At 56.3% G+C, this 5,514-nt stretch carries 3 protein-coding genes; all 3 read right to left on the bottom strand.

Annotated features, from left to right (window positions below):
• Positions 1 to 801: 801 nt before the first annotated feature.
• The 3 genes from IC66_RS0141905 to IC66_RS0141895 all read right to left on the bottom strand — a co-directional run bounded on the left by IC66_RS0141905 (position 802) and on the right by IC66_RS0141895 (position 4,622).
• The gene (locus tag IC66_RS0141905; protein WP_014497989.1) at positions 802 to 1,188 is read right to left on the bottom strand and encodes a response regulator transcription factor; all 387 of its coding nucleotides are present in this window, start codon (positions 1,186 to 1,188) and stop codon (positions 802 to 804) included.
• 84 nt (positions 1,189 to 1,272) lie between these two features.
• Positions 1,273 to 1,956, bottom strand: a complete 684-nt coding sequence (locus IC66_RS0141900; protein ID WP_011084526.1) for a response regulator transcription factor — start codon at positions 1,954 to 1,956, stop codon at positions 1,273 to 1,275.
• A complete protein-coding gene (locus IC66_RS0141895) occupies positions 1,953 to 4,622 on the bottom strand; it encodes a PAS domain-containing protein (RefSeq protein WP_011084527.1) in 2,670 nt (889 codons plus the stop codon). Before IC66_RS0141895 ends, IC66_RS0141900 begins: the two co-directional genes overlap by 4 nt.
• Positions 4,623 to 5,514 lie beyond the last annotated feature (892 nt).

The following is a 5,514-nucleotide window of genomic DNA, read 5'->3' as shown; positions in this document are numbered from 1 at the left end:
CTGATCGCCTCGTCACCCAAAATCCCGCATAGCTCAGACGAACTTAGGTTACGTTCTGACACAGGAGACATCAATGCTGTCTCCTCGGTCCTCCTTAGCTTAGCAGTTGCTGACTGATTTGTTTGCCCTAAGAAATTGGGGGCTACAGTACAAACCAGTTGCTGCCGATGCTCGCTGCGGCGAGGACACCTGTGTGATAGCCCGGCCGTGGTGGGGACGTGTTGCGCCGAGCACGTTTGACGGGTTGGACCAGAGGTCTGCCACACATGATGTGGGAGCTTGACGATAGCCGGAGCGCTGGGAATCGATAACGAAGCGGCGGCCCTATAGACAAGTCCAACCCGCACGCGTCAGCGGACGTAACAATTCCTTGGGCTGGGCATCGTTCAAAGCGCTTTCACCGGAAAAGCGGTGACCAAGACATGAGGGGCGTCCTGGCGAAGCTCCATTTCGTCGTCACCGCGGCTGGGCTGAGCACAACCAATCTCGTGCTTGCCGAGCGCTCTCGGGAACCGCTCTGCAATGGAGCATATAGCTTCGCTCCAGGTGGAGTTAAATGCTAGGGGCGCTGATCGCTCTGGGCCGGCATTACTTTGATCACGACCTGGAATGAATCGAGCCGGCGTACCCTCCGTCTCTCGCAAGGTCAAAGGTTGTTTTGCAGCCGACAGTAGCCGGTAATGCTTTGGCGGGCAAGAATTAGCTCCTAATAACGTTAGGGCAGGTCGCGGTTCCGGCCGCAAAGAGGTTGCCCGGTGCGTGATCGTCGTTAGATCGGACAAGAACGCGCAGTTGATCGAATCAGATGCGGCCTCGGTCGCCATATGCCTGCAGTGCGCTGTCGAGACACTTGAGTAACTCTTGTACGCCGAATGGTTTGGCGAGGAAGCCGATCGCTCCGGCGTCCAAGGCTGACGCGCGTACGCGCTCGTTGGGGAAAGCTGTAATGAAAATGAAGGGTGCTTGGTAACCACGCGTCCGCATCTCTGCCAGCAGCTCCAGCCCGCTCATCGCTGCCATCTGCACATCAGTTATGACGCAGGATATCTCGTTCAACCGCGGCGACCGCAGGAGCGCCTCGGCCGAGGCAAATATCTGCACGACGTAGCCACGCGATTTCAAAAGGTTTTCTGTCGCCGCACGGACCGAGGGGTCGTCGTCAACGACGGAAATCAAAGGCGTGGACAAGATGAGCCCTCCCGACGCAGTACAGCGGCTGCCAAACCGTCAGCCACTTTCGCGAAAGTGGGCTTAAGTGATGGAATTGTAAAATCATACTTGGGTTTGTTCAGTGTGATTGGCGCTAATTCCGAGCGTCTCGCTCATTCTGATCAAGTCAGCCAGCGAGCGGGCACGCATCTTTTTCATTACGTGTCCCCGGTAGATCTTGACGGTGATCTCGGCGAGCCCAAGTTCGGCGGCTACCTGCTTGTTCATCAGCCCCGTCGCGACCAGTTTCATCACTGCCTGTTCTCGCGGGCTTAGGGTCTCAAATAGAGATTTCAGGTTCGCCACGGTTCGCTGAGCTTCTCGTCTTTTGCGATCGCGTTCGGTCGCCGCAACGACGGCATCAAGCAGTTCCTGATCGCGGAAGGGCTTGCTGAGGAAATCGACCGCGCCTCCCTTCATGGCCCTGACGGTCATGGGAATGTCGCCATGGCCGGTAATGAAGATGATTGGGATGTGTATGTTCAACCTGGCGAGCTCGGTCTGGTAGTCAAGGCCGCTCAGGCCCGGCAGCCGGACATCAAGAACTAGACAGCTTGTGACGTCCGGCATTGTGCTCTGCAGCATTTCACGGGCCGATCCGAACGCCACGACCTCCAAGCCTACCGATCGAAAAAGGTTCGTAAGCGAGCGACGCATAGAGATGTCATCCTCGACGACAAAGACGATTGCCTTCGTCGAAGCCTCGGTATGTCCGCCTTGGCCTCTCCAGTCAAATCGTCCTGTCACGAGATGGCCTCCTTATGCAGCGGAAGGGCAAACTGGAACGTCGCGCCCGGTCCATTTTTCTGAACCACTGAAATTCGTCCTCCGTGAACTTCCACGATCGACCGGCAGATCGAAAGGCCCATTCCTAGGCCGCTCGATTTGGTGGTGAAGAAGGGGTCCAAGACGCGGTCCGCGTCATTCTCGGCGATCCCGACGCCGCAATCGGTCACGGAAAGCTGCACGTACCCCAGATCGTCCGTAGATGATTGAATCAGAAGTTCACGCGGCCGGTCTGTAACTGCGTCCATGGCCTCGATTCCGTTCATCACCAGATTGATGATCACTTGTTGTAGCTGAATTCGATCACCGAGGACCCTAGGCAGCGCAGACGCCAACTCGCTTCGCAACGTCACTTGGTGGCTCACCAGCTCTCGTGTTACCAGCGCGCTGACGTCCCTAACCACCTGATTAATGTCGAGCGGCACCATCTCGATCTCGCCCTTTTTCGCGAGTGCGCGAATACTACGGATCACCTCGCTTGCCCGGATTGCATCTTCTATGATCCATTCGACTGAAGAGCGCGCGGCTGCAAGATTGGGAACATCGCGAGCCATCCAGCCGAGGCACGCATCGGCGTTGCTGAGGATAGCGGCGAGTGGTTGGGTTATCTCGTGGGCGATAGAAGTTGTCATTTCTCCCAAGGTCGTTACACGCGTCACATGTGCAAGCTCCGCCTGTGCCTTTCGCAGCTCTTGTTCGGCCTGATCAGCGCGAATGGTAGCGGTGATGTCAGTGCTGACGCCGCGATAGCCCAAAAAATTTCCGTTTCCGTCGAAGAAGGGCTTGCCACTAGTGCGGACGTAGATCGGAGATCCCATCCTATTTACGGTACGGTAGATGAGATCCCGGAACGGCAGGTGTGCCTGCAACGTCGCCCGATGCTGACGCCACTTCTCCGGTTCTTCTTCCATGTCGCACGCGATGTCCCAGCGAAGCAGGCCCGTTAACCCTGTCGCCAAAATTCCCGCAGCGCTGGTGTGCTCGGACAAGTGAGTGACCCGATGATCTGGCCCGGTTTCCCAGAGCCAGTCGGAAGCAGTCTCGGCATAGTCGCGAAAGCGCTGTTCGCTCTCGCGCAGCGCTACAAGCGTGTTTTCCAAGCGTTCCCTAGCTGCGTGTTGCTCGGTAACATCCATATGTGTTCCGATCAGCTCGCTGACATTACCATCGCTGCCGACGACAACGTGTGCAACGGAGTGTATGCGCCTTATCCCGCCATCTGGCAGAATAACACGGAAATCATATTCGAACCGTTCGTGCTCCTGGTCAATCGCCTGACGCTGCACCTCCTGCAACCCTGGCAAGTCTTCCGGATGGATGCGCGATCGAATAGTCTCTAGCGAAACCGGCTCTTGTGGGTTAAAGCCAAACAGGCGGTCGACCTCAGCGGAGCGATAAACGAAATCTCGTGTGTGGACGTCCCAGGACCAGCTGCCTGTGTGAGTGAGATGCTGAGCCTCGGCCAGATAGGCCTCGCTTCGGCGCAACTGCTGTTCTGCTCGCCTAGCTGCCGTAATATCGGTGGCTGCCCCAACAAACTCAATTTCACCAGAGGCGGTTCGCGTGACTCGTGCCTGCGCATGGATGTGCTTCACGGAGCCGTCAGGTAGCAGCAGCCGGTACTCGTGCTCGAAATCCCTCAGGTCTCGCATCGCTTCATCGATAATCTCTTTGACAGAAGCCCTATCATCTGGGTGCGTGCGCTCAATGACGAGTTGTGGCGCCGGTGTCGTCTGAAGATCGATTTGGAAAATCCGAAATGTCTCCTTAGACCAGAAGGCCTCGCCGGTAGAGGCGTTCCAGCTGAAGCTGCCTGTATGACTCAACTCCTGCGCGTGAGCCAAATGCGCTTCGCTCCGCTGCAGCGCAAGCTCGGTCTGCTTGCGCTCCGTAATATCTTCGCACGCCATGAGGATGACGGGGCGGTCGCCGGCCCAAAGCATGGCCTTGGCGTTTTCACGCACCCACAATACAGAACCGTCCTTCCTGACTTTCCGGACGTCCCAAGTGCGCGATTGTCCAACATCCTCAAGACACGTCTGAATGCATTTGCGGACGAATGCGCGATCCTCCTCCAGAAATACGTCGAGCACGGATTGGCCCAATAGTTCTGCACAAGCAAATCCCAGTTGTGTCGCGCCCAACGTATTGACGTTGAGGACAATGCCGGCCTCATCGACCATGAAGTACATGGCTGGATTGTGCTCGAAAATTGCGCGCCACCGTTTTTCACGATCCTCCAAATCCGAGGCACTCCGCTGAAGCTTGGCCGCAGCCACACGTGCAGCCTCTCTTTCCTGGCGGAGTTTTCCAATCAGGTACGTTCCGACAACAGAGACAATAAGAAATGCAACAACCACAGGAACATCGCGGGGATCATCGATTCGTAAACTAAACGCCGGCGGCGCAAAGTAGTATGCGAGAGCAGCGATTGCGACGATGCAAAGCGCTGATGAAGCAATGAAGCTGCCCATCAACGAAAATAGTAAGACTACTAACAAATAGGCGAACGCCGCGGCGGCGAAATGCGCCTGAAAGTACACGCAAGTCAGTGTAACCGCGGCTAGCGCTATGCTGCCCAAGGTCAACTGAGGGGCTGAACGTTTGAAACTGCTGATCCTATACATTTTGAGACCGTCCGGCCTGTTATCCGGCGGGAGAGCTATAGCATTTTAGGCAAAAATGAGGCAATCTTGAACACTTGGGTCCGCATGATAGCGTGTGCAAGATCGATCATCGGCTGCCGAACTCAGCACGCGCGGGGAAAAAACGCATTATAAACATACGTATATTTGTCCTAAACCTTCAGTAGGTGTCGCTGACGCGACTTTAGTCGAAGCTGAAACGTCCGCTTTTGCGCATCGCTCGAGCCTACGGCCAATGCGCCCCATTAGGCCGCGGAATGAGGACAGTAGTTTCAGTTCAGCCGATAGGTTCGAAGGCGCGCCTCCGGACCGGCAAGGATCAGAAAAAAGCTGCCCAATGACTCGTCTCCCCGACACAGCCGCTCCCGCGAAGAAAGCGCAAGTTCGCCTGCCGACACAGAAGCCGGAGTCGCGCGAGTCCTACGCGCGATGATGATTCGTTCCAATCTTATCGCGCTTTAGCTGCGAAAAACTGGTTCCGCTGGAAGCGAGCGGCGTCGCAGAACGCAGGGCAGCCTCGTATGACTCGCCACGGCTTTGTCGAGTGCCATTCACGCTGATCACACCCACCATGCTCTCTGCTAACGCAGCGCGCATCGTAACGAGAACGACAAGCTGCGTCCGCAGGATCCCTACGTCGTCCTTAATCGCGTGAGGCAAGTGGAGCGACGTGCATATGGATCTTCGTAGGCGGACCAATACCTAGTCCGTCAGTCCCGTCATCGGCTTGGCAAAAATGTTGCACAAGCGTTCAGATGGCCGGTAGCCCTTGAGTGCGAAAGCGAAACCCTGAAAAAGCTCCTGCCTCTTTTCTCGCTAGTACCCACTTTTCTTGGAAAGTGAGTCGTGATTCAAGGTCGGGATGATACCCGAA

It is taken from the genome of Bradyrhizobium genomosp. III (assembly GCF_000261705.1).
In the GTDB taxonomy this organism is placed as follows: domain Bacteria; phylum Pseudomonadota; class Alphaproteobacteria; order Rhizobiales; family Xanthobacteraceae; genus Bradyrhizobium; species Bradyrhizobium ottawaense.
The sequence above is the reverse complement of the archived record's forward strand: the minus strand, read 5'-3'. Positions and strand labels throughout refer to the sequence as shown.

Bases quoted from the DNA above. Each gene is read 5' to 3' on its own strand.
- IC66_RS0141895 (WP_011084527.1), bottom strand. From the start codon at position 4,622: ATGTATAGGATCAGCAGTTTCAAACGTTCAGCCCCTCAGTTGACCTTG.